The following is a 24,499-nucleotide window of genomic DNA, read 5'->3' on the forward strand; positions in this document are numbered from 1 at the left end:
CGATGACAAGCGAGCAACTCCCTGTCCCTTTTTTGGGCCCGCCCTTGGCGGGCCTTTTCTTTGGGTGGCGCGCAGGCCCGGGGCCAATAATGCCTGCATGAACACTGCCTGGACGCCCCTGGCCGCCGCGCCCGCGCAACTCGGCGAATCTCCTTTCTGGCACCCCCTGGAGTCCCGTCTGTACTGGGTGGACATCGCTGGCCGCGCGCTGTGGCGCAGCGGCGTGCACGGGAGCGATGCGCAATGCTGGCCCCTGCCGGCCGAGCCCGGCTGCATCGCGCCGGCGCGCCAAGGGGGCACACCCGCAGGCCTGGTAGTGGCGCTGCGCGACCGCATCTGCCACGCGCCGCGCTGGGGCGGGCCGCTCCTCACGCTGGCGCACTTGCCCATCGACCCGGCGACCGAGCGTGCCAACGACGGCAAGTGCGACGCGCTCGGGCGCCTGTGGGTGGGCACGGTGCATGAGCCCGCCCAGGGCCCGCGCCAGCCCGTCGCTGCGCTGTACTGCATCGACCTGCGCGGCGGGGACCAGGGCGGCCCCGATGCTCCCACGGTGCGCCGCATGCTGGACGGCGTGGCCACCGCCAACGGCCTGGCTTGGTCGCCGGATGGGCGCACGCTGTATTGGAGCGACACGCCCTCGCACACCATCCGCGCCTGGGACTGCAACGCGCAGTTGGAGCCCATCGGGGCGCCGCGTGTGTTGCACCGCTTTGCGGCGCGCGATGAGGCAGTCCCCTATGGCGGCCGCCCAGACGGTGCCGCCGTGGATGCCGAAGGCGCCTACTGGTGCGCGCTGTACGAGGGCGCGCGCGTGCTGCGCTTGTCGCCGCGCGGCGAGGTGCTGGCCGAGCTGCCCACGCCGCTGTCCTGCCCCACTATGCCCTGTGTGGGTGGGCCTGACGGGCACACGCTGTTCGTCACCTCTGCACGCAAGGGCCGCAGTGCCGATGAGCTGGCGCGCTGGCCCCAGTCGGGGCAGGTGCTGTCCACCCGAGTGGCCGTGGCGGGGTTGCCCGTGGCCTGGTGCGAGATCGGCCAGCCTTGACCCCTGCGGCGCGCATGGCTGCCAGCGCCATTCACGCCGCGCGTTCAAAAAAATCAAACCTGCGCCACGGCCGGCCGAAAGGGCAGGGCAGTACCATCGCCGGATGGACGCAGCCCTTCGCCAGATCATCGACCGCGTGCGCGACAGCGCAGACCGCCGCAGCGCCGTGCGCATCTGCGGCGGAGGCACCAAAGACTTCCATGGCCCGGGCGCGCCGCAGCATGCCGGCGAGCCGCTGGACATGCGGCCCCTGGCCGGCATCGTGAGCTACGAGCCCAGCGAACTGGTGGTGACCGCGCTGGCCGGCACGCCGCTGGCGGAGCTGGAGGCGCTGCTCGCGCGCCATGGCCAGAGCCTGCCGTTCGAGCCGCCACGCTTTGCCGAAGGCGGCACCGTGGGGGGCATGGTGGCGGCCGGCCTGTCGGGCCCGGCGCGCGCCAGCGTGGGCGCGGTGCGCGACTACGTGCTGGGCGTGGAGATCATCAACGGGCGCGGCGAGCTGCTGCGCTTTGGCGGGCAGGTGATGAAGAACGTGGCGGGCTATGACGTCTCGCGCCTCATGGCCGGGGCCTGGGGGCAGCTCGGCGTGATCACCGAGGTCAGCCTGAAGGTGCTGCCGGTGCCGCCGGCCGAGGCCACGCTGCGCTTTGACTGCGACCAGGCCGAGGCGCTGCGCCGCCTCAACGCCTGGGGCGGCCAGCCGCTGCCGCTCAACGCCAGCTGCTGGGTCGAGGATGCGGGCCGCGGCCAGCTCTACGTGCGCCTGCGTGGCGCGCAGGCGGCGGTGCAGGCCGCCTGCCGCAGCATGGGAGGTGAGTTGCAAGACGCTCCCACCGTGCCGGACGACTGGCAGGCTTGCCGCGACCAGCGCCTGCCCTGGTTCGCCGCGCGTGCGGCGGACCATGCGCTGTGGCGCCTGTCGGTTCCCCAGACCGCGCCCGTGCTGGCATTGCCCGCGGGCGTGGCGCCCCCGCTGGTGGAGTGGCACGGCGGTCTGCGCTGGGTGCAGGCGCTGCCGCAGCACGGCGATGCGCTGCATGCACTGGCCGCCGAGGTGGGGGGTAGTGCTTCTCTATTCATAGCTGCTAGCGCAGATGGGATAAGCGCTAGAGCCATTTTTGATGCAAATTCTGCGGCGCTCGCTGCGATCCACCAGCGGCTCAAGCAGGCGTTCGACCCGGCCGGCATCTTCAACCCCGGGCGCCTCGTCTAGCCATGCGCCTGCTGCGCCACCTGACCGGGCGGCACCGCACCACGGTCACCAACCGCACGCTGGGCCTGCTGCTGGCGTTCAACGCGGGGGCGATCAACGCGGGGGGCTTTCTGGTCGTGAACATGTATACCTCGCACATGACGGGCTTCCTTTCGCTGGTGGCCGACAACCTGGTGCTGGGCAACATGACGCTGGTGCTCAGCGCCATTGGCACGCTGTGGGCGTTCATGTCGGGCGCGGGCTCCACGGCGATCCTCGTCAATTGGGCGCGCCACCAGCACCTGCGCAGCGGCTTTGCGCTGCCGCTCTTGCTGGAGGCGGTGCTGATGCTGCTGTTCGGCCTGATGGGGGCCATCACGCTGGGCTGGCGCACGCCGTTCGCCGTGCCGCTCACGGTGCTGCTGCTGGCCTACATCATGGGGCTGCAGAACGCGGTGGTGACCAAGATGTCTTCGGCCCAGATCCGCACCACGCACATGACGGGCATCGTCACCGACCTCGGCATCGAGATGGGCAAGGCCCTCTATTGGAACCGCAGCGGGACGCCGCGCGAGTCGCAGGTGCATGCCAACAAGACGCGCCTGCGCATGTTCGCCAGCCTGCTGGGCATGTTCACCGCCGGCGGCGTGGTCGGCGCGGCGGGCTTCAAGTACGTGGGCTTCATCTGGGTGGTGCCGCTGGCGTCCATCCTGCTGGCGCTGTCGCTGCCCCCCCTCGCCGCCGACCGCCAGCGCCTGGCCCAGCTGTGGCGCGCGCGCCGCACTCCCGCACCCGCCGAAGACGCCCCCGCGCGCCGCTAACCCTCCACGATCTCCACGACACACCATGCAGACCCAGCTCGCACCCCAGTACCAGGGCACGCCCGAAGGGCAGGAGGCCGAGGCCATCCTGCGCAAATGCGTGCATTGCGGCTTTTGCACTGCCACCTGCCCCACCTACCAGTTGCTGGGCGATGAGCTGGACGGCCCGCGCGGGCGCATCTACCTCATCAAGCAGGTGCTGGAAGGGGCCGAGCCCACGCGCAAGACGCAGTTGCACCTGGACCGGTGCCTGACCTGCCGCAACTGCGAGAGCACCTGCCCGAGCGGCGTGCAGTACGGGCATCTGGTGGACATCGGCCGGCGCATCGTCGAGGAAAAGGTGCCGCGCCCGCGCGGCGAGGCGGCGGCCCGCTGGATGCTCAAGGAAGGCTTGCCATCGCCGCTCTTTGCCCCGGCAATGAAGGTGGGCCAGGCCGTGCGCGGCCTGCTGCCCGAGCGCCTGCGCGCCAAGGTGCCGCCGCGCCAGGATGCCGGCGCCTGGCCCACGCGCAGCCATGCGCGCAAGGTGCTGCTGCTGGAGGGCTGCGTGCAGCCGTCCATGGCGCCCAACATCAACAATGCCACGGCGCGCGTGCTGGATGCTGCAGGCATACAGACCGTGGTGGCGCGCGAGGCGGGCTGCTGCGGCGCGGTCAAGTTCCACCTGAACGATCAGGAAGGGGGCCTCGCCCAGATGCGCGCCAACATCGACGCCTGGTGGCCCTACGTGGAACGCGGCGAGGTGGAGGCCATCGTCATGAATGCCTCGGGCTGCGGCGTCACCGTGAAGGAATACGGCCACCTGCTGCGCAACGACGCGCAGTACGCCGAGAAGGCGGCGCGGGTGAGCGCCCTCACGCGCGATCTGTCGGAACTGCTGCCCGATCTGGTGGAGCGTCTGCGCGGGCGCATCCAGCCTCCCGCGGCGCCGCTGGCCTACCACCCGCCCTGCACCCTGCAACACGGGCAGAAGCTGCGCGGCGGCGTGGAGCGGCACCTGGCGGCGCTGGGCTTCGAGCTGCGCGTGGCGCGCACCGAGTCGCACCTGTGCTGCGGCTCGGCCGGCACCTACTCGTTGCTCAACCCGGAACTGTCGTATCAGCTGCGCGACCGCAAGCTGGGCGCGCTGGGCGAGGCCTTCACCGAGCAGCCGCCTGCGGCCATCCTCTCGGCCAACATGGGCTGCATCACCCACCTGCAAAGCGGCACGGGCATTCCCGTGAAGCACTGGGTGGAGGTGCTGGACGCTGCATTGCTGGCATGATGGCGGGTTTTGACCGCCGCGCGGGGCGGGCTTTCGGGGCCCGGCCGCGCGCTTTCGAGCCATGAACGACACCGTGAACGCACCCGCTCCGATCCACGAAGAAGGCGTGCCACCCATCGCCGCTGCGGTCCCCGCGGCCGAAGGCCATGCGACACCGGAGAGCCCCGCGTCGGCCAGCCCGGCACCCGCCGCTGACAGCGGCGCCGCACGCGCGCCCAGGGCCAATCGCCGCGGCGGCCGTGGCCGCGCGGGGGGGCGGCGTGAGCCGGGAGCGCAGGCCGCAGGCGATGCGCCCCAGGCCGGCGCCAAGGGCGGCCCCGCGGCGGGTGCACCCCGCCGTACGCATCCGCTGCTGGAGCAGTTGGCGGGCTGGTATCCGCACTTGTTCGGCGCGCAGTTCCTGCCGCTCAAGCGCGGCATCTTCCAGGACCTGCTGGCCGCGCATGGCGAAGCCATCGACAAGGACGCGCTCAAGCTCGCCCTCTCCATCCACACGCGGTCCACGCGCTACCTGAATGCCGTGGCCCAGGGCATGAAGCGCCACGACCTGCAGGGCCAGCCCGTGGAGGACATGGCGCCCGAGCATGTGCACCACGCGCTGTTGGAGGTGTTCCGCCGGCGCAAGCCGCAGGACGGCGAGGACCTGACGGCCAAGCTGCGCCGGCGCATTGCCCAGGCGTTCGAGGCCAGCGGCCTCACGCGCGAGGCCTATGACGCGCTGGTGCGCGGCCGCGACGAGAAGGCCAACGCCCTGCTCGATGAAGCCTTTGCCGAGGTGGCCGAGCGCGATGCCAAGGCCGAGGCGCTGCTGCGTGCCTTCGAGGCCAGCGGCCAGACCCCCGAGGCCTTTGCCGATATGTACGGCCTGCCCGCTCGGCAGGCGGCGCAGATGCTCGAGCGGGCACGCCAGCGCCGCGCACCGGGCGCCTGAGCGCGGCGCGAGGGGCGGTGACAGGCTGCTGACACGACGCTGTCAGCAGCTTCCCCGCAGCATGGAGGCCTTCGCAACTTGCTTTCAAGGAGCCCCTCCATGACCATCCCCTCATCCAGCCAGGCCATCAACTGGTTCGAGATTCCGTGCGCCGATCTCGGCCGTGCGCAGTCCTTTTACGAGCGCATGCTGGACCGGCCCATGCGCCGCGAAGACTTCGGCAGCGAACCCATGGCCCTGTTCTCCAAGGACGATCCCACGACGGGCGGCTGCCTGGTGGCGGGCCCGCAGCGCCGCGCGGCGCCTGACGCGGGCGTGCGCATCTACCTGGACTGCGAGCCCAGCGTGGAGGCGGCTTTGGCCCGTGTAGTGCCTGCCGGTGGCCAGGTCGTGGATGCCTGCACGCAGCTGCCCCAGGGCATGGGGTACATCGCCCACGTGCGCGATACCGAGGGCAACACCATCGGCCTGCACGCCATGGCGCGCTGAGGCGCCGGCTCGCACACCCTGCTGACACCCCGTTGTCAGCAGGGTGGCGGCAGCATCGGCGCGTTCTTGGATTCCGTTCAGGAGAGATTTCCATGATCCCAATCACCGTCCAGGTGCCGGCGTTCAGCGTGGCGGGCGTTGCCGTGCGCACCTGCAACCGAGACGAGGCCCAGCCCGAACGGGCGCGCATAGGCGCACTGTGGGACCAGTTCTTCACCGAAAGCTGGGCGCGCCAGTTGCCCGGCCCCGGGGCCGACGGGCGCCTCTACGGCGTCTACAGTGCCTATGAGTCCGATCAGCATGGCGCCTTCGACGTGACGGCCGGCGTGTCGGCCGCCGTGCAGGCCGATCCGCCGGTGGGCGCGGCCCGCATCGAGGTGCAGCCGGGCAGCTATCTGGTGTTCCACTGCGAGGGACCCATGCCGCAGATAGTGCTCGACGCCAGGGCCGCCGCGTGGCGCTACTTCGAGGAACATCCCGAGGTGCGGCGCCGCTTCGACACCGACTTCGAATGCTACGAGGGGCCGGAGTGCGTCGCCCTGCACATCGGCGTGCTGCTCTGAGTGCAGGCCCGGGCGCTGTCCTGCCTGGCACCCGGCACCGTACCATGCGGACCATTCCTTCCGTGGCCTGAGATTCCATGCGCCGTGCCGACCGCCTGTTCCAGATCGTCCAGCTCATCCGGGGCCGGCGCCTGTCCACGGCCGCCTTTCTCGCCGGGCGGCTGGAAGTGTCGCTGCGCACCATTTACCGCGACGTGGCCGACCTGCAGCACCAGGGCATACCCATTGAAGGCGAGGCCGGCGTGGGCTACCGCCTGGGCGCGGGATTCGAGCTGCCGCCGCTGATGTTCAGCCAGGGCGAGGCCAACGCCCTCGTGGCCGCCGCGCGGCTTGCGCAGACCTGGGTCGATGGCGGCATGGCGCGCGAGATCGAGGGTGCGCTTGGCAAGATCCTCTCGGTGCTGCCGCCCGCCGCGCGCGCGGCGGCCGAGGCGCAAGCGCTCTACGCGCCGGGCTCGGGGCTGGATACGCGCGCCCAGGCCGCGCTGCAGGCGCTGCGCGAGGCCGTGCAGTCCTGCCACGTGGTGCGGCTTGACTACGCCGACGTGCAGGGCCGGCCCAGCCTGCGGCGCGTGCGGCCGCTGGGCTGCTTCTACTGGGGCAAGGTGTGGACGCTGTCGGCCTGGTGCGAACTGCGCGATGACTTCCGGGGCTTTCGCATCGACTGCATCGCGGCCTTCGAGGTGCTGGACGAGCGCTTTCCCCAGGAGCCCGGCAAGACCCTGGCCGACCTGCTGCGCCAGGTCGAGGCCCGGATGCGTCACTGCCCGGCCGAGGGGCTGGACGGCGCCGCGTTCTCCTCCTGACCTTTTTTGCTCCTCCGCTGCGGGGATGGATTGCCATGGGCCGTCCTGACCGCCGGCCGCAGTCCAGCGCCGGGCCTGCGCGCGCGCTGCAAACCTGTCCCCCCACGGCGTACCCACGCAGCATGGCACGGTGAGAGCCGCGGGCCGTAGCCCTCTCGCTGCCTTGGCTGGTCTTGGCTGGCCCGGAGGCCGGTATCGGGGCTGTACTTGCCGCGGCCTTTGTGGAACGTGTATGTCGCGCCGGATCGCTTGTGAAAACCGCTTGGCCTCAGGCCGCCAGCGCTGCCTCGATGTCGACCGTGAGCTTCTCGGGAGCCTCCTGCGGCGCGTAGCGGCGGATCACCTGGCCGTCCCGGCCGACCAGGAACTTGGTGAAGTTCCACTTGATCGCCTTGGTGCCCAGCACGCCGGGCGCTTCGGCGGTGAGCCAGCGGTACAGCGGGTGCGCGTCGCTGCCGTTGACGTCGATCTTGGACATCATGGGAAACTGCACGCCATAGTTGCGCTGGCAAAAGCCCGCGATGGCGTCGTTGCTGCCCGGGTCCTGGTGGCCGAACTGGTTGCACGGAAAGCCGAGCACTACCAGCCCGCGCGGCCCGTAGCGTTCATGCAGCGCCTGCAAGCCGGTGAACTGCGGCGTGAAGCCGCAGGCGCTGGCGGTGTTGACGATGAGCAGCACCTGACCGCGGAAGTCGCTCAGTGGCTGGGGTGCGCCGTCGATGCGTGTCGCGTCGAAGTCATACGCAGTGGTCATGGGGCCTCCGGTCGTGTGTCCGTCACCTTATCACTGGGGGCGCGGGGTGTGCCTGCTGCATGCACCCGCGGCCGCCAGACCGACCAGCCGGCCGCCAGCAGGATCAGCGCGCCGCCGGCGAGGGTCCCGCCCGTCAGCTGTGCAGCGCCCAGCAGCGTCGAGGAGCCGCTGGCGAACACCACCTCCGACAGCATGATGATCGCCGTCGTCCCTGCCGCCAGGCGCGCGGCGCCAAATTGCAGCGCCCAGTTGCCGATCAGCAGCACGACCGCCAGAAGCGCCGCCACCCAGGCCCAGGTGGCGTTCAGCGGTGGAAAGGGCGGCACCAGGCCCAGGGATCGGCCCAGCTGGGCCGCCAGCAGCGCCATGAGCATGCAGCCGCCGAACATGGCGACCATGCGCGCCTGGCCCGGGACGGCGTGCAGGCGGCGCAGGGTGACGTTGGTCACGGCAAACGTGAAGCCGCCGAGGATCGCGAGCAGATCGGCCAGCGTCAGGGCGGCGAGCAGGCGCGGCAGGCCGCCCTCGGCGGGCCACAGCACCAGCAGCACGCCGCTGAAGGCCAGCAGCAGCCGCGCCAGCGCCTGCGGCGTGGGCCGCTCGCCCAGGAAGCGCCAGGCCAGCAGCACGCTCCAGGCTGGCATCAGATAGAACAGCAGGATCACGCGGACCACGTCGCCAATGGTGATGGCCCAGTTGAAGGCCACGTTGTTCAGGCCCGAGCACAGCGCCAGCAACCACAGGGCCCGGTGCTGCCGCAGCTGCGCGGAAATGCCCGGCCGCAGCGCCAGCAGCACAAGGAGGATGGCCCCATACATGAGCGCCGTGGCCCACAGCGGGTGCAGTCCCGCGCCGTGCATCTGCCGGAACGGCCACCAGGACAGTCCCCAGATGAAGGCGTTGAACAGCAAGGCCAGGGCGGGAAGCGGAGATTGCATGCAAAAAGTGGCCGTAGCGCTTATCTGGCAAGCGCAAACAGCTATCAAAAACAGAGTGGTGAAGGCGCGAAGACGCCCAGCCTTTGCGGCGCATTGTGCCGGCGCGACGGCGGGCGCGCGGGGCTGCGCAGGGGTAGCCCCACGCACCGGTTCAGTGGTGGTCGTGCCGGGCGATGGAGAGCAGGTGCTCCACTTCCTCGGGATGGCTGCGCACGTTGTGCGCGTGCCAGCGGCCGATCAGCCACATCACGCCCGCCACCAGCATGCCGAAGGCCGTGATGGCACCGAAGGCCGACAGCCCGAACTTGGTGGACAGGCTGTAGAACGCGCCCATGCCCAGGATGGCGGCCTGCTCGTTGAAGTTCTGCACGGCAATGGAGCGGCCCGCGCCCATCAGGTTATGGCCGCGGTGCTGCAGCAGCGCGTTCATGGGCACGACCAGGAAGCCCCCCAGCCCGCCCAGCAGGATCAGGAACGGAATGGCCAGCCAGATGTTGCTGATGACATTCATCAGGATCACCAGCAGGCCCATGGCGATGCCCATCGGGATCACGCGCGTAGCCATGTCCAGGCGCATGTGCAGGGACGCCGCCACCGCGCCCGCGGCCGTGCCGATGGCCACCACGCCCACGAGGGCCGAGGCCTGCGTGGTGCTGTAGCCCAGGGCCGCGGCGCTCCAGGCCAGCACGATGTAGCGCAGGTTGCCCGACACCCCCCAGAACAGCGTGGTGGTGGACAGCGAGATCTGCCCGAGCTTGTCGCGCCACAGGCGCCCGTTGCAGGTCCAGAAGTCGGGCAGCAGCGCCAGCGGGTTGGGTGGCAGGGGGCGCATCTCCACGCCCGTGTGCGGGATGCGCAGGTTGAACCACGCCGCCAGCATGTACACCGGCACCAGCGCCAGGATGGCGGCTTCGGCCGCGAGGTCGATGCCCAGATCGATGCCCGGCATGTCCAGCGCCAGCAGATGGCCGGCGATGTGGGGTGCGACCAATTGGCCGCCCACGAGCACGCCCAGGATGATGGAGGCGATGGTCAGCCCCTCGATCCAGCCGTTGGCTTTCACGAGTTGGGATGCGGGCAGCAGCTCGGTGAGGATGCCGTACTTGGCCGGCGAATACGCCGCCGCGCCCAGGCCCACCACAGCGTAGGCCAGCAGCGGGTGGTGGCCGAACAGCATCATCAGGCAGCCCACCACCTTGATGGCATTGCTGATGAACATCACCCGCCCCTTGGGCATGGAGTCGGCGAATGCGCCCACCCACGGCGCCAGCACCACGTAGAACAGCGCGAACATGGGCACCAGCGCCGCGCGCTGCCACTCCGGCGCGCCGCTCGTACGCAGCAGTTCCACCGCGGTCACGAACAATGCGTTGTCGGCCAGCGAGCTGAAAAACTGCGCCGACATGATGGTGTAGAAACCGCGCTTCATCGGGTGGCTGGTGGCTCCATCAGCGGGAATGATGGCCTGTGAAAATTCGAAACACTCCGAGGAGCGACGGGCGGTTATATCACGCGACCCTGCGCGCCCAGTGCCAGAATGGCCCCCGTCCAGTCCGTAGAAACACCCCCATGCCGCGCCCCATTCTTGCGACCATCCACCCCGCAGCCGTGCACCACAACCTGGAGCGCGCGCGGCGTGCCGCGCCCGATGCGCGCGTGTGGGCGGTGGTCAAGGCCAACGCCTACGGCCACGGCATCGAGCGCGTGTTCGAAGGCCTGCGCGCCGCCGACGGTTTCGCTTTGCTGGACCTGGCCGAGGCCGAGCGCGTGCGCGCTCTCGGCTGGCGCGGCCCGATCCTGCTGCTGGAGGGCGTGTTCGAGCCGCGCGACCTGGAGCTGTGCTCGCGCCTGGGCCTGTGGCATGCCGTGCACTGCGATGCGCAGATCGACTGGCTGGCTGCGCACAAGACGCAGGTGCCGCACCGCGTGTTCCTCAAGATGAACTCCGGCATGAACCGCCTGGGCTTCACGCCCGAGCGCTACCGCAGCGCCTGGGCGCGCCTGAACGCGCTGCCCCAGGTGGATGAGATCTCGTGCATGACCCACTTCAGCGACGCCGACGGCTCGCGCGGCATCGCGCACCAGGTGCAGGCGTTCCAGGCCGCCACGCAGGACCTGCCGGGCGAGCGTTGCATTGCCAACAGCGCCGCGCTGCTGCGCCACGGCGGTGATGCGCAGGTGCGGCTGGACTGGGTGCGCGCGGGCATCGTGCTGTACGGCAGCGCGCCCGACCATCCCGAGCGCCGCGCGGCCGACTGGGACCTGCAGCCCACCATGACGCTGGCTTCGCGCATCATCGGCGTGCAGCAGCTGCAGGCGGGCGACACCGTGGGCTACGGCTCGCGCTTCACGGCGCAGGGGCCGCTGGGCATCGGTGTCGTGGCCTGCGGCTATGCCGACGGTTATCCACGCCACTGCGATACCGGCACGCCCGTGCTGGTGAACGGGGTGCGCACGCGCACCATCGGGCGCGTGAGCATGGACATGCTGGCCGTGGACCTCACGCCCGTGCCCGGAGCGGGGCTGGGGGCCGAGGTCACGCTCTGGGGCCGCGCCGCCAACGGCGCCGTGCTGCCCATCGACGAGGTAGCGCAAGCGGGCGGCACCATCGGCTACGAGCTGATGTGCGCGCTGGCACCGCGCGTGCCCGTGGTGGTGCAGGACTGATTCCCTCCATGGTCCGGGTGCGCGGCCGCACGGGCGCCTCGTGGCGCGGCATGCGCCTGCCGCAGCGGCTGCAGGAGGGCCTGCGCCAGCGCCATGCCCTGCGGCTGCACGGCTGGTGCATCGGCAGTCTGATCCTGGGTGTGATGTGGGCGGTGTCCCATGCGCAGATGGCGCTGGGCATGCCGTCGCTGGCGCTGCGCTACCTGGTCACGCTGGGCGTGGGATATGGGGTCTATCTGCTGGTGCTGCGCCTGTGGGCCGCATGGCTGCTGCGCCGGCGCAGCGATGCGGGTGATGCGCCCGACGGGCTGGACCTTCTACCCGATGCCGGCTGGCCCGCCGGCCCCGGGCCGCAGGGCCCCGCACCACCTTTGCACGGCGGTGGCGGCGACTTTGGCGGGGCGGGCGCGACCGGGCAGTGGGACGCGCCGGCCGCAGATGGCGCTGGCGGCACCGGATGGGGCGGTGATCTGGGCGACGCGGCCTCGGGCGCGCTGGAGGCCGCGGGAAGCGCCGACGAAGCCGCCGTGGTGGTCGTGCCGGTGGTGGCGATCTTCGTGGTGGGCGTGGCGCTGCTGGGGGGTGCGGGTGCGCTGGCGTGGCTGTACTTTGGCAGCGAGGTGCTGCTGGCCGTGGCCGTCGAACTGGCGTTCTCCGTGGCCTCGGCACGGGCGCTGATGGGCGCGGAGCGTGCGGGCTGGTTGGGCGCGGCCTGGCGCCTGACGGGCAAGCCCTTGCTTGGCGCCCTGCTGTGCGCGGTGGCCCTGGGCGCGGCGCTGGACCATTGGCTGCCGCAGGCGCGCTCGCTGCCACACGCGGTGCAACTGCTGCGGGGCCGTTGACCTTGCCTCTGGCGGGGCCCTGCGGCCCATGCGGCATGCCTTGGTGATGGCGCTGGGTTGCTGAAAGACCATTTTGCTGAAAATGTTTTTGGCTTTGTTTTGCATCAAGCCATTACTCAGGGTCTTCCCGAAGAATGACTCTCACAGCGAACACCTGCTGTGCGGCCCGCAGGGGCGCCCCGGGTGCTCGGGCGTGCAGCGCTTTGAACGTTCGCTGAACAAGAAGTGGAGTCCCCTATGCAAAGCCAGTCCCCCTCCTCCCGTCCCGCCGCGCGGTTCTTCCTGGGCATCGTCTCGGCTGCGGCCCTGCTGTCCATGGGCAGCGCCGGCGCACAGGAGCCCGTGCAGCCCATCGCGCCCCACAAGGTGACCAACCCCGCCCAGGTCACGCTGGGCAAGAAGCTGTGGTTCGATCCGCGCCTGTCGCGCTCGGGCTTCATCTCGTGCAACTCGTGCCACAACCTGAGCATGGGGGGCTCGGACAACCTCAAGACCTCCATCGGCGACAAGTGGCAGAAAGGCCCGATCAACTCGCCCACGGTGTTGAACTCCAGTCTCAACCTGGCCCAGTTCTGGGACGGCCGCGCGAAGGACCTGAAAGAGCAGGCGGGCGGTCCCATCGCCAACCCGGGCGAGATGGCCTTCTCGCATGACCTCGCGGTAGACATGCTGCGCTCCATTCCCCAGTACGTGGCGGAGTTCAAGCGGGTCTTCGGGCATGACAAGCTCACCATCGATGAGGTGACGGCCGCCATTGCCGCGTTCGAGGAAACGCTGGTGACTCCCAACGCGCGCTTCGACCAATGGCTCAAGGGCGACAAGAAGGCCATCACGGGGCAGGAACTGCGCGGCTACCAGCTCTTCAAGACCAGCGGCTGCGTGGCCTGCCACAACGGCCCCAACCTGGGCGGCAACTCCTTCCAGAAGATGGGCCTGGTCGAGGCATACAAGACGGACAACCCTGCCGAGGGCCGCTCCGCCGTCACGGGCAACGATGCCGAGCGCTTCAACTTCAAGGTGCCCACGCTGCGCAACGTGGAACTGACCTACCCCTACTTCCACGACGGCGCTGCCGACACGCTGGCCGAGGCCGTGGACACCATGGGCCGCATCCAGTTGGGCAAGAAGTTCACCGCGCAGGAGAACGCCGACATCGTGGCCTTCCTCAAGACGCTCACGGGCGATCAGCCGCGGATCGCCCTGCCGATCCTGCCGCCCTCCAGCGATGCGACCAAGCGCCCACAGCCCTTCGACTGATGCGCCGTCACGGATGAAAGCCGGCCCGCTTGCGGGCCTTTACAGGCCGGGGCCTCGCAAGGGGCGCCGGCCTTTTTTGGGGGGGGGCCTGGGCGTCAGGCCAGGGCGCGCTGCACCGCGGGGCGCTGCGCCATGCGCTGGGAGTGCGCGTGCACCTTGGGAAACTGCGCGATGTCCACGCCGTCGCTCTTGAGCCAGCCCGCAACGGTGAAGAGGTAGCCGTCGGCCACCGAGTACTGCTCGCCCAGCACCCACGGGCCGTCGCCCAGGTTGTGGCGCTCGATCAGCGTGAAGCACTCGGTCATGTTGGCGGGCACCTTGCGCTGCATGGCGGCCTGGGCCTCGGGCTCGTCGGCCCAGCGGCTGGCGCGCGGGCGGTGGGCGTGAGCGATGTGCACGGTGGAGGCCAGGTAGCTGTGGAATTCCTGCATGCGCGCGAAGCCGAAGGGGTCGGCGGGCGCCAGGCGCGCATCCGCGAAGCGCTGCGCCACGTAGGCCAGCAGGGCGGGGGTCTCGGTGAGCGTTCCGTGCTCGGTCACCAGCGCGGGCACGCGGCCCTTGGGATTGACCGCGAGGTACTCGGGCGAGCGCTGCTGCTGGCTGGCGAAGTCCACGCGGACCAGGGTATAGGGTGCTTGCGCTTCCTCCAGCGCGATGCGCACGGCCTGTGCGCAGGTACCGGGGGTGAAGTAGAGGGTGAGAGAGGTCATGGACGGCGGGCGTGATGGAGGATGGATGATCGTATCTATAAAAAGAGGAGCGGCTTGCGCTCAATCCCAGGCCATTTCGATGCAATAAGTACCTGAATGTGGCTTGTGGCAAGCGCTGGCAGCTCCTTTTTTTGATGCGCCAGGAAACTCAGGAGCCCACGCTGGCCGGCTGCGCGCCGGGCAGGGGCGCGGCGGGCGCCGAGGGCTTGGGCACGGCGGGTACCGAGGGCAGGTGCGGCGGATCGGCGGGCTTCTTGTCGCACGCGGCCAGCGCCAGTGCGCAGGCGGTCAGCAGCGGCGCGGCCAGGGGGCGAAGTGTCGGCAGGGGCATGGCGGGTCCTTCCTGAGTCGGTGTTCGCCCGGCGGGGCGGCACTGCCCGTTAGGATAGGACAGATCCCCCGCGCCGGCCCACCGCCGGCCTACGCTGCGTCCTGCCACCATGGCCAAAGAAAAAACCATCTTCTCCTGCACCGAATGCGGTGGCACCAGTCCGCGCTGGCTGGGCAAATGCCCCTCCTGCGGTGCGTGGAACACCCTGATCGAATCCGTGCCCGACGCTGGACCGGGCAAGAACCGCCTGAGCGGGGCCGGCCAGTACGCGGGCCTGGCCCAGGCGCAGGCGGTGATGCCGCTGGCCGCCATCGAGGCGACCGAGGTGGCGCGCACGGCGAGCGGCATCGAGGAACTGGACCGCGTGCTGGGCGGTGGCGTGGTCGAGGGCGGGGTGGTGCTCATCGGCGGCGACCCGGGCATCGGCAAGTCCACGCTGCTCTTGCAGGCGATGGACGCGCTGCAGCGCGCGGGCCTGCCCACGCTGTACGTGACGGGCGAGGAGAGCGGCGCCCAGGTGGCGTTGCGTTCGCGCCGGCTGGGGCTGGATGCGAGCCAGGTGAACGTGTTGGCCGAGATCCAACTCGAAAAAATCCTCGCCACCGTGGAGGCCACGCAGCCCGCGGTGTGCGTCATCGACTCCATCCAGACCGTCTATTCCGACCAGCTCACCAGCGCCCCGGGCTCGGTGGCCCAGGTGCGCGAGTGCGCGGCCCATCTCACGCGCATGGCCAAGGCCACGGGCATCGCCGTCATCCTGGTGGGCCACGTGACCAAGGAGGGTGCGCTGGCCGGCCCGCGCGTGCTGGAGCACATGGTGGACACGGTGCTGTACTTCGAGGGCGACACGCACAGCAGCTTCCGTCTGGTGCGCGCCATCAAGAACCGCTTTGGCGCCGTGAACGAGATCGGCGTGTTCGCCATGACCGAGAAGGGCCTCAAGGGCGTGGCGAACCCGAGTGCCATTTTTTTGAGCCAGCACAGCGAGCCGGTGCCCGGCAGCTGCGTGCTGGTCACGCTGGAGGGCACACGGCCCATGCTGGTGGAGATCCAGGCGCTGGTGGACGGCGGGGGGCCCAGCCCGCGGCGCCTGTCGGTGGGGCTGGAGCGCGACCGCCTGGCCATGCTGCTGGCCGTGCTGCACCGCCACGCGGGCGTGGCCTGCGCCGACCAGGACGTGTTCGTCAACGCCGTAGGGGGCGTGCGCATCAGCGAACCCGCGGCCGACCTGGCCGTGATGCTGGCCATCACCAGCAGCCTGCGCGGCAAGGCGTTGCCCAAGGGCTTCATCGCGTTTGGCGAGGTGGGCCTGGCTGGCGAGGTGCGCCCCGCGCCGCGTGGCCAGGAGCGCCTGAAGGAAGCCGCCAAACTGGGCTTCACGGTGGCCGTGGTGCCCAAAGCCAATGCGCCCAAGAAGCCGATCGCCGGGCTGGAGATCCACGCAGTGGAGCGCGTGGACGAGGCCATGACTGCCGTGCGCGGGCTGGACTGACGCGTCGTGTCGCTGGGGCTACGCAGCTTCCACAGCGGCGCCGGTGGTGCTGCGTAGGACAATGCGGCCATGAATCTGCGCAAGATATTGATCCCAGCGGGCATCGTCGTCCTGGTCATTGCCGCCTATCGCGCCTATGGCCCGCAGGGCATCCTCACCGTGAGCGGAGGGCTGGTCATGTGGGGGCTGCTGCATTACACGCGGCTCATGAACGTGATGCAGAAGGCGCGTAACCACCCGATCGGCTACGTGGGCAGCGCGGTAATGCTCAATGCCAAGCTGAAAGCCGGTGTGAACCTGCTGCACGTGGTCGCCATGACGCGCGCCCTGGGCCAGCAGCTGTCGGCGGACGGCCAGCAGCCCGAGCTCTACCGCTGGACCGACGGCACGCAGTCGCACGTGACCTGCGAGTTCGTCAACGGTCGCCTGGTGCGCTGGGAGTTGGTGCGACCCGCCCCGCAGGAGGATGCCGGCCCCCCTGCCACCGCCAACCCGGCGGACGAATCGTAGAATTGCCTGCTTTGCGACCCACGCAGTTCTCTCGAAAAGGATCTCCATGAGCCCCGTTGTTCCCTCCATGGCCGACCGTGACGGCAAGATCTGGATGGATGGCCAGATGGTGGATTGGCGCGACGCCAAGATCCACGTGCTGACCCATTCGCTGCACTACGGCTGCGGCGCCTTCGAAGGCGTGCGCGCCTACAAGACGGAGCAGGGCACGGCCATCTTCCGCCTGGAAGAGCACACCAACCGCCTGTTCAACAGCGCCAAGATCCTGCGCATGACGATCCCCTTCACCAAGGACGAGGTGAATGAGGCACAGAAGGCCGTGGTGCGCGAAAACCAGCTCGAATCCTGCTACCTGCGTCCGCTGACGTGGATCGGCTCGGAAAAACTGGGCGTCTCGCCCAAGGGCAACAAGATTCACCTGATCGTCGCCGCCTGGGCCTGGGGCGCGTACCTGGGCGAGGAAGGCATGCAGCGCGGCATCCGCGTGAAGACCAGCAGCTTCACGCGCCACCACGTCAACATCACCATGACGCAGGCCAAGGCGTCGAGCAACTACACCAACTCCATTCTGGCCAACATGGAGGCCACCGACGATGGCTACGACGAAGCCCTGCTGCTGGACAGCGCCGGCTTCGTGTCCGAAGGCTCGGGCGAGAACGTGTTCATCATCAAGGACGGCGTGGTGTACACCCCCGACCTGTCGGCCGGCGCGCTCAACGGCATCACGCGCAACACCGTGTTCCACATCTGCAAGGACCTGGGGCTGGAGCTGGTGCAAAAGCGCATCACGCGCGACGAGGTGTACATCGCCGACGAGGCCTTCTTCAGCGGCACGGCCGCCGAGATCACCCCGATCCGCGAACTGGACCGCGTGCAGATCGGCAGCGGCAGCCGCGGCCCGCTGACCGAGAAGATCCAATCGGCCTTCTTCGACATCGTGAACGGCCGCAATCCCAAGTACGCCCACTGGCTCACCAAGGTCTGAACCCATGTCACAAGCCATCGTTGAACTGCTGGCCAAGGATCTCAACCTCCAGGGCGGCGTGTATTGCCCCAGCCCCAAGGCCGGCATGAAGCTCTGGAACAGCCACCCCAAGGTCTACCTGGACGTGGCCCACACGGGCGAGGCCAAGTGCCCCTACTGCGGCACCGTGTACCGCCTGAAGGCGGGCGAGGTTGTCCACGCCGGGCATTGATGCGGCGTTCGCGCCTCGGGCGAGGCTCGAGCGTGCTGGCACCATTGCTGCCTCGGCTGCGGTGCGTTGATATTTGCATGGCCAATTAGCCAGGGCTGCGTACTGTTCATGACGATTGATAATCTTCTGGGCCCTGGGCCCTGGCCTCGTCGGGTTGCGACCGCGGCCGTATTTCTGGTACCCGCGCTGGCGCTGACGGTGCAGTCAGGCTATTCGTATGGTGCGGCGCTGCTGTTGGTCTGCGCTCTGTGCTCCCTGCACCGCTGGCCTCGCCTGCCGCAGGATCGCTGGACCTGGGGCTTTGCGGCCGCCATGTCCTGTATCGGAGTTCTGTGGCTGGTGCTGGCCAATCCGCTGGAAGGTTTAGGGGGTTGGGATCGTCCTTCCAAATTCGCCTTCGGCGTTGTCTGCCTGTTATTCGTGAGTACTGCGGCTCCCAAGCCCCGGGCGCAGTTCTGGGGACTGCTTGCCGGGTGTGCGGGTGCAGGTGTCGTGGCGCTGTGGCAGGTGTACGTGGAGAACTCCCCGCGTGCATCGGGCTTCCCCACGGGAAGGACTAATGCCATCCAGTGGGGCAATCTGGCACTGCTGATGGGCACCATGCTTGCCGTGCAAACGTTGGCTTTGCGAGAACACTTGAGTCGTAGGGCTGTGGCGATGGCCTGCGTTGGAGGGCTGTTGGCGCTGAATGCATCTGTGCTTTCGCAATCGCGGGGGGGATGGCTGGCGTTGCTGATGGCCACCCCGGTAGGCTTGTATTTCCTGTGGCACTTCTATCGCCGCGAGTTGTGGCGCATGCTGGCGGGGACGACCATTGCATTGATCGTGCTGGGTGCCGCCAACCATAAGGTGTTGGCCGAGCGCTGGAACGTGATGGAGAAAGAAGTGCTGATCTACGGCACCGAACGTGCGGCCGACACCTCCGTAGGTCAGCGGCTGGAGCACTGGCGCTTTGCCTGGGAGGTGGGCCTGGAGAAGCCTCTCCTCGGTTGGGGCATGCGCGGCTATCTGGCCGAAAAGGAAAAGCGGGTGGCGGCGGGGCAGTACGAGCCCTCCATCCTTGAATACATCTACACCCACAACGAACCCCTGGATATGTTTATCAAGGCGGGCCTTGTGGGCGTGCTGTTGCTGCTGCTGTTCTATGCGGTGCCGCTGGGCATGTTCTGGCCCACCCGCGCGCGCATGGCCGCCTACGCGGGGCAAGCGGCCGAGGTGCGTGCGCAGGTGCTGGCGCTGCGCATGGCGGGCGTGTGCATTCCGTTGCTGTATGCGGGATTCGGGATGACGCAGGTCTTCTTTGCACACAACAGCGGGATCATGTTCTACCTGTTCATGGTGATGACCACCTGGTCGGCGGTGCGCGGCATGGATGCGCTGTACGCGGGCAAGGGGTCCGCGACGGCTGCTGCATAAGGCCAGCCATGGTGTCTGCGGCGTCTGCCCCTGGCCTTCCCGGCGCGGCCGGCGCCCCGGCCATGCGCCGACCGCGGGTGCTGCATTTCGTGACGGGCGGGTTTTCCGGCGCCACGCAGGTGGCCGTGGATCTGGTACGAGCGCACGCGGCTTCGGGCCGCTGCGAGGCCTTGCTGGTGCTGCGCCGCAAGCGGCACACGCGCAACGAACGCGTGCAGGCCCTGCGGGACCAGGGGCTGGCTGTGGAAACCGTGGCTGGCTGGGCGCACGTGGCCACCATCTGGCAGCTGGTCGCGCTCTGCCGGCGTTTCCAACCCGATGTGCTGGTGGCCCATGGGTTCAGCGAGCATTTATGGGGCCGCTATGCCGGATTGATCGCTGGCGTGCCCCACCTGGTGCATGTAGAGCACAACTCCCGCGAGCGCTACACCGCCTGGCGGCTGCGCCAAGCGCTGTGGCTGGCTGAGCGCACCGACCTCATCGTGGGCGTCTCCGAAGGCGTGCGCCAGAGCCTGCTCGCGCGTGGCTTTCCCGCCGCCAAGACCGTGGCCATTCCCAATGGCATCGCGCTGGGGCCGTATGAGCTGGCGCGCCATCCCGCTTGGGCCGACCGTGTGCCGGGCATCGTCATGGCCGCGCGCTTTGCGCGCCAGAAGGACCATGCCACGCTGCTGCGCGCCGTCGCGCTGCTGCGCGATCGCGGCCTCACGCCGCCCGTCAAGCTGGCCGGCGGCGGCAAGGCGGCGGCGCAGCGGGCTGCGCGCAAGCTGTGCACGGCCCTAGGGTTGGACGGGCAGGTGGAATTCCTGGGCCATTGCGGTGATGTGCCGGGACTGCTCATGGGCCACCGCATCTGCGTGCTGGCCACGCACTACGAGGGCATGCCGCTGTCGCTGATCGAGGGCATGGCCGCAGGCTGTGCGGTGGTGGGCAGCCGTGTGGTGGGCGTGCAGGAAATCATCGATGACGGCCGCAATGGCCTGCTGGCCGCGCATGCCGATCCCGCATCGCTGGCCGACGCACTGGAGCGGCTGCTAGTGCGCGATGACGAGGCGCAGCGCATGGCCCAGGCCGCGCAGGAAGACGCCCGCCACCTGTACAGCCTGCAGACCATGACGAAGCGGTACGAGGACCTGCTGCTGCGGGGGCTGGAGGTTGCTCAGTGAGCGGCGCCGTGCGCGCGCCGGCTGCGCCCTGGCTCAGCATCCTGGTGCCGGTCTACAACGTGCAGGACTATCTGCAAGCGTGTCTCGCCTCCGTGGTGGAGCAGGTGGCGCAACTGCCGCTTGCCGGGGAGGGGGGGGCGGGCGTGGAGGTGCTGGTGCTCGACGACTGTTCCACCGATGGCTCGCGTGCACTGATGCAGCAATTGGCGCAGCGCTGGTCCGGCCGGCTGACCCTGATGCGCCACGCGGTCAACCAGGGCCTGAGCGCCGCGCGCAACACCATGATCGACGCCGCCCGCGGTGAATACCTCTGGTTCCTGGACTCCGACGACAAGCTGCTGCCCGGCGCGCTGGCCGGTTTGCAGGCCACCGTGCAGCGCCATGCCCCGGATGCGGTGCTGTGCGACTTCACGGTGTGGCGCGAGCGTACGCAACTCAAGCACCGGCTGCGCGGCGAGGGCCATCGCGCCACCTTTGCCGGCCCGGCAGGGGGGCTTCAGCGCGACCGCGCTGCGCTGCTGACGGGCGTGTTGATGACCGGGCAGTTGCATGCCTGGTCCAAGGTCACGCGGCGCGCGCTGTGGGGCGCAGACCTGCGCTTTCCCGCGGGCCGCTACTTCGAGGACATGGCCGCCATGCCGCTGGCCCTGCTGCGCGCGCGCAGCTATTGCTACGTGCCTCAGCCCTGGGTGGCCTACCGCCAGCGCGGCAGCAGCATCCTGGCGACGATGACCTTGCCCAAGGCGCTCGATCAGTCACGGGCATTGGGCGCGTTTGCCCATGCGCTGCGCACGGCCGAGGCCGAAGGGGCCTTGCCTGCCAGCGCGGCGCTGCATTTCGCCCTGGCACACCAGAGTGCGCGCAACCTTGCCGGCGCGGCGCGCTTCCTGGAGCGGGCCGATCTGCCCGTGGCCGAACGCCGAGCCGCAGCGCAGCGATTGCGTGACGACTTCGCTGCGGCATCGCCGTTGTCGGCGCAGGCCTTGCTGCGCGCCTACGTGCGGCGCGGCTGGTGGCTGCGCGCTCTGCGGCTGCGCCGTGCCTGGGGTGTCGTGGCGGTCGAAGCAAAGGGCTGACCCATGTCGCATGCGCCATCCTCCACCCACTGGAAGCACCGGGGCGAACTGTGGCTGGCGGGCTGGCTGAAGCGCTGGTACCGCCTGCGCCCGCGCGACCTGGAGCCCGCCCCGGCACCCGTGTTCACGCTGCACGCCACGGGCACCGCAGCCGCAGCGCCGGCCGCGCGCACGGCCATTCCCCGCATTCTCTGGAGCTACTGGCAGGGCGGCACACCGCCGCTGCTGGTGCAGCGCTGCTTCGACCACTGGCGGCGCCTGCATCCGCATTTCGAGATCCGCATCCTGGACGAGCGTGGCGTGCTGCGGTACCTGCCGGCCATCCCTGCTGCCCTCGACGGCGCATCGGCGGCCAAGCGTGCCGACTGGATCCGCCTGGAGCTGCTGCGCCGCCACGGCGGCATCTGGCTGGACGCGAGCACCATCCTCACCCAGCCGCTGGACTGGGTTCTGCAGGAGCAGGCGCGCACGCGTGCCGACTTCGTGGGCTACTACCTGCAGCAGTACACCAGCGTCCCCCAGCGCCCGGTGGTGGAGAACTGGTTCATGGCCGCGCCGCCCGGCAGCCCCTTCATCGAGGATCTGCAGCGCGAGTTCACGGAGGAGGTCATCGCCCGCACCGGCGAGCAGTACATCGCCCACCTGCAGGCCCAGGGCCTGTACACGCAGGCGCTGCAGCGCATCGACATGCCCGCCTACCTGACCATGCACCTGGCGCTGCAGGTGATCCTGCTGCGCGGCGGCAGCTACCGACTGGGCCTGTCCCCGGCGGAGTCAGGGCCGTACTTCCTGCACGTGCAGGGCCGCTGGCGCCGCGCTGCGCTCAAGCTGCGGCTGCTGTTCATGCGTGCGCGCGGGCCGCTGCCGCCGCTGATCAAACTGCGTTCGCCCGACCGCCGGCGGCTGGACGACTACCTGGCCCAGGGCATGTACCTGCCGGACAGCGTGGCGGGGCAGTGGCTGGATGGGGATCGCCCCGCCCTCCGATAATTCTCTGCTTTGCTATATATTGAATAGCTGCTGGCGCTTGATGGTAAAGCGCTAGAGCCCCAAAAGACTTAAACCTTCAGGCGCTGCAGTGCGGCCTGCCATTCCTGCGCCAGCAGCGCCACCAGCTGTTGTGCCGGCAGCGCGCGCGCGGCGGCAACGCCCTGGCCTGCCCACAGGGACAGGTAGTCCGCGCGTCCCTGGCTGGCGGCGGCCTTGCGCAGCGGGCCGGTCAGCGCGTTCTGCACCGGGTACGCCGGCACGGTGGCCTCGTGCGGTGCCAGCCGCTGCATCAGCGTGTTGACGATGCCGCGGGCGGGCCGGCCGGAGTAGATGCGCGTGACGCGCGTGTCCGTGGCCTGTGCGCGGGCCATGGCGGCGCGCTGCGCAGGGCCGATGGCGGACTCGGGGCAGGCGAGGAAGGCCGTACCCAACTGCACCCCCTGCGCGCCCAGCGCCTGGGCAGCCGCAATGCCGCGCCCGTCCATGATGCCGCCGGCGGCAATCACCGGGATGGAGAGCGTATCCACGCACTGCGGCACCAGCGCCAGGGTGCCGACCATGCTGGCCTCGAAGTCGCCCAGAAAGGTGCCACGGTGGCCGCCGGCCTCCATGCCGCTGGCGACCACGGCGTCCGCGCCCACGGCGGCCCATGCCTGCGCCTCGGCCAGCGTGGTGGCGGTGCCGATCACGTAGCAGCCAGCCTCGTCCTGGAGGCGGCGCACCTGCGCGGCGCTCAGGATGCCGAAGGTGAAGCTGGCCACGGCGGGGCGGGCCTCCAGCAGCGCCTCGAACTGGGCGTGGAAGTCCTCGCACCAGCGTGCCGGCGCCTCTGGCGGGGGCAGGCCCAGGTCGGCGTACAGCGGCGCCAATCGGTCGATGGCGGCCTGCACCGTGGCCGCATCGGGCGTGGGCTGCTCCAGCACGAACAGGTTCATGCCGAAGGGCTTGGCGGTGGCCGCGCGCACGGCCGCCGCGGCCTCGCGCATGGCCTGGGGCGAACGCATGCCGCAGCCCAGAAAGCCCAGGCCGCCGGCCTGGGAGACGGCGGCGGCCAACTGGGGCGTGTCCGAGCCCGTCATGGGCCCCTGGAAGAGGGGCAGGTCGATCTGCAGCCGTTGCAGCAAGGCATTCATGGGGTCAGCTCCGTAAAGAAGAATCGGGGGCGAGGACAGAGGGGGTGTCCTGGGCGCCGTGCAGCGCTGCTTGCAGCGCGGCCAGCGCGGGCGTGGCGTAGCCCGTGCGGTGCACCAGCACCGTGTCGCAGGGGCCCAGCGGCACCCAGCGCAGCGCTGGCGGTGTGTGCAGCAGATCGACCACCGCCTCAGGCACCACGCCGGCGCAACGGCCCCCGGCCACGCAGGCCAGGATGGCCGGGTAGGACGCGAGCTCCAGCACCTGCGGCGCCTGGCCCGTGGCCTGGCGCATCCAGTCTTCGCCGATGCGGCGGTAGGTGCAGCCGTGCGCAAACGCGGCCAGGGTGTGCACGCGCAGGTCGGCAGGTGTTTCGGCGGGCGGGTGGCTGGCCGGCAGGGCCAGCAGCAGCGATTCCGTCCAGACGGGCGTGCGCTGCACCGGGGCCTCCTCGTCCAGGCCCGGCGGCGGCCAGGCCACCAGGGCGCAGTCGAGTTCGTGGGCCAGAACCTGCTCCACGAGTTGGCGCGACGGGGCGGTGCGCAGCTCCAGCACCAGCGCGGGCCAGCGCGCGTGCAGTTGCGCCAGGGGCGCGGGCAGGCGCGCGGCGGCCGTGCTTTCCATGGCGCCGATGCGCAGGTGGCCGGCGGGAGTGCCCGGGTGCAGGGCCTGCCGCGCCTCCTCGGCCAGCGCCAGCAGGCGCTCGGCATAACTTTGCAGCGTGGCGCCTGCGGGCGTGAGCACCATGCGCCGCCCCTCGCGCAGGAACAGGGCGGCGCCCAGTTGTTCCTCCAGCTGCTGCACGCGCGTGGTCACGTTGGATTGGGCGCGGCCCAGCCGCTCGGCCGCCCGCGTCACGCTGCCCTCATGGGCCACCGTGCGAAAAATCTCCAGTGCCACCAGGTCCAT

26 protein-coding genes are annotated in these 24,499 nt (G+C 69.7%); 19 read left to right on the top strand and 7 right to left on the bottom strand.

Translation table 11 applies throughout. From position 1 onward, the window contains the following. The first annotated feature begins 97 nt into the window (after positions 1-97). The 8 genes from PCQ86_RS01360 (at position 98) to PCQ86_RS01395 (ending at position 7,114) form a co-directional block, all read left to right on the top strand. Positions 98-1,048 carry an SMP-30/gluconolactonase/LRE family protein gene (locus tag PCQ86_RS01360; protein WP_270174692.1) on the top strand — a complete coding sequence of 317 codons (951 nt, stop codon included), beginning with the start codon at positions 98-100 and terminating at the stop codon, positions 1,046-1,048. Positions 1,049-1,151: 103 nt separating this feature from the next. Continuing rightward, positions 1,152-2,261, top strand: coding sequence for a glycolate oxidase subunit GlcE (gene glcE, locus PCQ86_RS01365; RefSeq protein WP_012655287.1), 1,110 nt, complete (start codon positions 1,152-1,154; stop codon positions 2,259-2,261). A 2-nt stretch (positions 2,262-2,263) separates the two neighbouring features. Continuing rightward, positions 2,264-3,061 (top strand): YoaK family protein, encoded by a 798-nt coding sequence (locus PCQ86_RS01370; RefSeq protein ID WP_270174693.1) that lies wholly within the window; start codon positions 2,264-2,266, stop codon positions 3,059-3,061. Between the two features lie 25 nt (positions 3,062-3,086). Next, on the top strand, positions 3,087-4,325 hold the full coding sequence (gene glcF, locus PCQ86_RS01375; RefSeq protein ID WP_270174694.1) for a glycolate oxidase subunit GlcF: 1,239 nt from the start codon (positions 3,087-3,089) through the stop codon (positions 4,323-4,325). Positions 4,326-4,386: 61 nt separating this feature from the next. Next, positions 4,387-5,256 (top strand): ProQ/FINO family protein, encoded by an 870-nt coding sequence (locus PCQ86_RS01380; protein ID WP_220638327.1) that lies wholly within the window; start codon positions 4,387-4,389, stop codon positions 5,254-5,256. Between the two features lie 99 nt (positions 5,257-5,355). Beyond that, the gene (locus tag PCQ86_RS01385) at positions 5,356-5,745 is read left to right on the top strand and encodes a VOC family protein (RefSeq protein ID WP_270174695.1); all 390 of its coding nucleotides are present in this window, start codon (positions 5,356-5,358) and stop codon (positions 5,743-5,745) included. 92 nt (positions 5,746-5,837) lie between these two features. After that, complete coding sequence (locus PCQ86_RS01390) at positions 5,838-6,308, top strand: GyrI-like domain-containing protein (RefSeq protein ID WP_270174696.1); 471 nt, start codon at positions 5,838-5,840, stop codon at positions 6,306-6,308. A 77-nt stretch (positions 6,309-6,385) separates the two neighbouring features. Then, positions 6,386-7,114, top strand: coding sequence for a helix-turn-helix transcriptional regulator (locus PCQ86_RS01395; protein WP_270174697.1), 729 nt, complete (start codon positions 6,386-6,388; stop codon positions 7,112-7,114). 268 nt (positions 7,115-7,382) lie between these two features. Here PCQ86_RS01395 and PCQ86_RS01400 read toward each other — a convergent pair whose 3' ends face one another. The 3 genes from PCQ86_RS01400 to lplT form a co-directional block, all read right to left on the bottom strand. Further along, on the bottom strand, positions 7,383-7,868 hold the full coding sequence (locus tag PCQ86_RS01400; RefSeq protein WP_103736854.1) for a glutathione peroxidase: 486 nt from the start codon (positions 7,866-7,868) through the stop codon (positions 7,383-7,385). After that, complete coding sequence (locus tag PCQ86_RS01405; RefSeq protein WP_270174698.1) at positions 7,865-8,806, bottom strand: DMT family transporter; 942 nt, start codon at positions 8,804-8,806, stop codon at positions 7,865-7,867. Before PCQ86_RS01405 ends, PCQ86_RS01400 begins: the two co-directional genes overlap by 4 nt. 151 nt (positions 8,807-8,957) lie before the next feature. Next, positions 8,958-10,235, bottom strand: coding sequence for a lysophospholipid transporter LplT (lplT, locus tag PCQ86_RS01410; protein WP_088887891.1), 1,278 nt, complete (start codon positions 10,233-10,235; stop codon positions 8,958-8,960). Between the two features lie 140 nt (positions 10,236-10,375). On the opposite strand from lplT, the gene alr reads away from it, so the two are divergent. From alr to PCQ86_RS01425, 3 genes are all read left to right on the top strand, one after another. Beyond that, positions 10,376-11,473 carry an alanine racemase gene (gene alr / locus PCQ86_RS01415; RefSeq protein ID WP_103736852.1) on the top strand — a complete coding sequence of 366 codons (1,098 nt, stop codon included), beginning with the start codon at positions 10,376-10,378 and terminating at the stop codon, positions 11,471-11,473. Between the two features lie 8 nt (positions 11,474-11,481). Continuing rightward, positions 11,482-12,315 (top strand): hypothetical protein, encoded by an 834-nt coding sequence (locus PCQ86_RS01420; protein WP_270174699.1) that lies wholly within the window; start codon positions 11,482-11,484, stop codon positions 12,313-12,315. Between the two features lie 237 nt (positions 12,316-12,552). Then, the gene (locus PCQ86_RS01425; protein ID WP_270174700.1) at positions 12,553-13,572 is read left to right on the top strand and encodes a cytochrome-c peroxidase; all 1,020 of its coding nucleotides are present in this window, start codon (positions 12,553-12,555) and stop codon (positions 13,570-13,572) included. 95 nt (positions 13,573-13,667) lie between these two features. Here the strand turns inward: PCQ86_RS01425 and PCQ86_RS01430 are convergent, their stop codons facing one another. Together PCQ86_RS01430 and PCQ86_RS01435 are read right to left on the bottom strand one after the other, a co-directional pair. Beyond that, on the bottom strand, positions 13,668-14,282 hold the full coding sequence (locus PCQ86_RS01430) for a glutathione S-transferase family protein (RefSeq protein WP_270174701.1): 615 nt from the start codon (positions 14,280-14,282) through the stop codon (positions 13,668-13,670). Between the two features lie 148 nt (positions 14,283-14,430). Beyond that, positions 14,431-14,613, bottom strand: coding sequence for a hypothetical protein (locus PCQ86_RS01435; RefSeq protein WP_012655300.1), 183 nt, complete (start codon positions 14,611-14,613; stop codon positions 14,431-14,433). Positions 14,614-14,722: 109 nt separating this feature from the next. On the opposite strand from PCQ86_RS01435, the gene radA reads away from it, so the two are divergent. From radA to PCQ86_RS01475, 8 genes are all read left to right on the top strand, one after another. Continuing rightward, on the top strand, positions 14,723-16,105 hold the full coding sequence (radA, locus tag PCQ86_RS01440) for a DNA repair protein RadA (protein WP_011803649.1): 1,383 nt from the start codon (positions 14,723-14,725) through the stop codon (positions 16,103-16,105). A 69-nt stretch (positions 16,106-16,174) separates the two neighbouring features. Beyond that, the gene (locus PCQ86_RS01445; RefSeq protein WP_270174702.1) at positions 16,175-16,615 is read left to right on the top strand and encodes a glycerate kinase; all 441 of its coding nucleotides are present in this window, start codon (positions 16,175-16,177) and stop codon (positions 16,613-16,615) included. Positions 16,616-16,661: 46 nt separating this feature from the next. Beyond that, positions 16,662-17,600 (top strand): branched-chain amino acid transaminase, encoded by a 939-nt coding sequence (locus PCQ86_RS01450; protein WP_047350207.1) that lies wholly within the window; start codon positions 16,662-16,664, stop codon positions 17,598-17,600. 4 nt (positions 17,601-17,604) lie between these two features. Further along, on the top strand, positions 17,605-17,811 hold the full coding sequence (locus tag PCQ86_RS01455; protein WP_123675308.1) for a zinc-finger domain-containing protein: 207 nt from the start codon (positions 17,605-17,607) through the stop codon (positions 17,809-17,811). 108 nt (positions 17,812-17,919) lie between these two features. After that, positions 17,920-19,227, top strand: a complete 1,308-nt coding sequence (locus tag PCQ86_RS01460; protein ID WP_270174703.1) for an O-antigen ligase family protein — start codon at positions 17,920-17,922, stop codon at positions 19,225-19,227. Between the two features lie 62 nt (positions 19,228-19,289). Next, positions 19,290-20,393: a glycosyltransferase gene (locus PCQ86_RS01465; RefSeq protein WP_270174704.1), complete on the top strand. Its 1,104-nt coding sequence runs from the start codon at positions 19,290-19,292 to the stop codon at positions 20,391-20,393. Beyond that, positions 20,390-21,469, top strand: coding sequence for a glycosyltransferase family 2 protein (locus tag PCQ86_RS01470; RefSeq protein ID WP_442874502.1), 1,080 nt, complete (start codon positions 20,390-20,392; stop codon positions 21,467-21,469). The genes PCQ86_RS01465 and PCQ86_RS01470 overlap by 4 nt, the downstream gene beginning before the upstream one ends. A gap of 3 nt (positions 21,470-21,472) precedes the next feature. Then, entirely contained in the window at positions 21,473-22,459 is a 987-nt protein-coding gene (locus tag PCQ86_RS01475; protein ID WP_270174705.1) for a glycosyltransferase family 32 protein, read from the top strand. A gap of 68 nt (positions 22,460-22,527) precedes the next feature. On the opposite strand, the gene PCQ86_RS01480 is transcribed toward PCQ86_RS01475, so the two are convergent. After that, entirely contained in the window at positions 22,528-23,592 is a 1,065-nt protein-coding gene (locus PCQ86_RS01480; RefSeq protein ID WP_270174706.1) for an NAD(P)H-dependent flavin oxidoreductase, read from the bottom strand. A gap of 4 nt (positions 23,593-23,596) precedes the next feature. Next, the gene (locus PCQ86_RS01485) at positions 23,597-24,499 is read right to left on the bottom strand and encodes a LysR family transcriptional regulator (RefSeq protein ID WP_270174707.1); all 903 of its coding nucleotides are present in this window, start codon (positions 24,497-24,499) and stop codon (positions 23,597-23,599) included.

Origin of the sequence: Diaphorobacter sp. ED-3, assembly GCF_027625375.1 — a bacterium.
Taxonomy (GTDB): Bacteria; Pseudomonadota; Gammaproteobacteria; order Burkholderiales; family Burkholderiaceae_C; genus Diaphorobacter; species Diaphorobacter nitroreducens.

Coding starts and splice junctions, on each gene's coding strand:
- PCQ86_RS01360 (WP_270174692.1), top strand. CDS start 98: ATGAACACTGCCTGGACGCCCCTGGCCGCCGCGCCCGCGCAACTCGGC.
- glcE (WP_012655287.1), top strand. CDS start 1,152: ATGGACGCAGCCCTTCGCCAGATCATCGACCGCGTGCGCGACAGCGCA.
- PCQ86_RS01370 (WP_270174693.1), top strand. CDS start 2,264: ATGCGCCTGCTGCGCCACCTGACCGGGCGGCACCGCACCACGGTCACC.
- glcF (WP_270174694.1), top strand. CDS start 3,087: ATGCAGACCCAGCTCGCACCCCAGTACCAGGGCACGCCCGAAGGGCAG.
- PCQ86_RS01380 (WP_220638327.1), top strand. CDS start 4,387: ATGAACGACACCGTGAACGCACCCGCTCCGATCCACGAAGAAGGCGTG.
- PCQ86_RS01385 (WP_270174695.1), top strand. CDS start 5,356: ATGACCATCCCCTCATCCAGCCAGGCCATCAACTGGTTCGAGATTCCG.
- PCQ86_RS01390 (WP_270174696.1), top strand. CDS start 5,838: ATGATCCCAATCACCGTCCAGGTGCCGGCGTTCAGCGTGGCGGGCGTT.
- PCQ86_RS01395 (WP_270174697.1), top strand. CDS start 6,386: ATGCGCCGTGCCGACCGCCTGTTCCAGATCGTCCAGCTCATCCGGGGC.
- PCQ86_RS01400 (WP_103736854.1), bottom strand. CDS start 7,868: ATGACCACTGCGTATGACTTCGACGCGACACGCATCGACGGCGCACCC.
- PCQ86_RS01405 (WP_270174698.1), bottom strand. CDS start 8,806: ATGCAATCTCCGCTTCCCGCCCTGGCCTTGCTGTTCAACGCCTTCATC.
- lplT (WP_088887891.1), bottom strand. CDS start 10,235: ATGAAGCGCGGTTTCTACACCATCATGTCGGCGCAGTTTTTCAGCTCG.
- alr (WP_103736852.1), top strand. CDS start 10,376: ATGCCGCGCCCCATTCTTGCGACCATCCACCCCGCAGCCGTGCACCAC.
- PCQ86_RS01420 (WP_270174699.1), top strand. CDS start 11,482: ATGGTCCGGGTGCGCGGCCGCACGGGCGCCTCGTGGCGCGGCATGCGC.
- PCQ86_RS01425 (WP_270174700.1), top strand. CDS start 12,553: ATGCAAAGCCAGTCCCCCTCCTCCCGTCCCGCCGCGCGGTTCTTCCTG.
- PCQ86_RS01430 (WP_270174701.1), bottom strand. CDS start 14,282: ATGACCTCTCTCACCCTCTACTTCACCCCCGGTACCTGCGCACAGGCC.
- PCQ86_RS01435 (WP_012655300.1), bottom strand. CDS start 14,613: ATGCCCCTGCCGACACTTCGCCCCCTGGCCGCGCCGCTGCTGACCGCC.
- radA (WP_011803649.1), top strand. CDS start 14,723: ATGGCCAAAGAAAAAACCATCTTCTCCTGCACCGAATGCGGTGGCACC.
- PCQ86_RS01445 (WP_270174702.1), top strand. CDS start 16,175: ATGAATCTGCGCAAGATATTGATCCCAGCGGGCATCGTCGTCCTGGTC.
- PCQ86_RS01450 (WP_047350207.1), top strand. CDS start 16,662: ATGAGCCCCGTTGTTCCCTCCATGGCCGACCGTGACGGCAAGATCTGG.
- PCQ86_RS01455 (WP_123675308.1), top strand. CDS start 17,605: ATGTCACAAGCCATCGTTGAACTGCTGGCCAAGGATCTCAACCTCCAG.
- PCQ86_RS01460 (WP_270174703.1), top strand. CDS start 17,920: ATGACGATTGATAATCTTCTGGGCCCTGGGCCCTGGCCTCGTCGGGTT.
- PCQ86_RS01465 (WP_270174704.1), top strand. CDS start 19,290: ATGCGCCGACCGCGGGTGCTGCATTTCGTGACGGGCGGGTTTTCCGGC.
- PCQ86_RS01475 (WP_270174705.1), top strand. CDS start 21,473: ATGTCGCATGCGCCATCCTCCACCCACTGGAAGCACCGGGGCGAACTG.
- PCQ86_RS01480 (WP_270174706.1), bottom strand. CDS start 23,592: ATGAATGCCTTGCTGCAACGGCTGCAGATCGACCTGCCCCTCTTCCAG.
- PCQ86_RS01485 (WP_270174707.1), bottom strand. CDS start 24,499: ATGGACCTGGTGGCACTGGAGATTTTTCGCACGGTGGCCCATGAGGGC.